We start from the raw sequence: 921 nt of genomic DNA on the forward strand, positions 1-921 counted from the left end.
ATCTCCACCAGCGCGGCCTATGCCTTTGCGCGCATGAAGTTCCGCTTCGACAAGCCGGTGCTCAACGGCATGCTGCTGCTGCAGATGTTCCCGCCGGTGCTCGCGCTGGTGGCCATCTACGCCATCTTCGAGACCATCGGCACCTATGTGCCGGCGCTGGGCATCGAGACGCATGCCGGTCTGGTGCTCGCCTACCTGGGCGGTATCGCCACGCATGTGTGGACCATCAAGGGCTACTTCGAGACCATCCCCGTCGAGATCGAGGAGAACGCCAAGGTCGACGGCGCCACGCACTGGCAGGCGTTCAGCCGCGTGCTGCTGCCCATGGCCGTGCCCATCCTGATGGTGGTCTTCGTGCTGGCCTTCATCGGCACCATCATCGAGTACCCGGTGGCGTCCATCCTGCTGCGTGAAGAGGGCAACCTCACGCTCGCGGTGGGCTCCAAATATTTCCTGCACGACCAGCGCTTCCTGTGGGGCGACTTCGCGGCTGCGGCCGTGCTGTCGGGCCTGCCGATCACGCTGGTCTTCCTGCTGGCGCAGCGCTGGATCGTCTCCGGCCTGACTGCTGGCGGCGTTAAAGGCTGACTCGCATGTTGAAGACCCTCGCGCTGTGTACAGCGCTGCTTTCGCTCGCCCCTGCGGCTCATGCCGCCGCCTGCAAACCCGCACCTCTCGGCGACGCCACGCTCTATCTGCGCGGTGGCCTCAACAACTGGGCGGCCCAGGATGAGCACGCGTTCGAGTACCGCTGCGACGCCTACTACCTCAACCTCAAGTCCCAGGGCACCCAGGAGTTCAAGTTGGCCGACGAGGACTGGACGGCCGCCCTCACCTTTGGCGGCGACGCCAAGGGCGACCCGGCTCGCGGTGCCGGTGGCAACCTCAAGCGCGACTTCAAGGGGGAGCAGACGCTGCGCC

At 65.8% G+C, this 921-nt stretch carries 2 protein-coding genes; both read left to right on the forward strand.

The annotated features are described in order from the left end of the window. The coding region (malG, locus tag ACXJKR_RS33590) for a maltose ABC transporter permease MalG (RefSeq protein ID WP_457326548.1) at positions 1-588 on the forward strand (588 nt) is incomplete at its 5' end. 5 nt (positions 589-593) lie between these two features. Next, positions 594-921: hypothetical protein (locus tag ACXJKR_RS33595; RefSeq protein WP_457326550.1), on the forward strand; the 328-nt coding region annotated here is incomplete at its 3' end.

It is taken from the genome of Roseateles sp. P5_E11, from assembly GCF_054049355.1.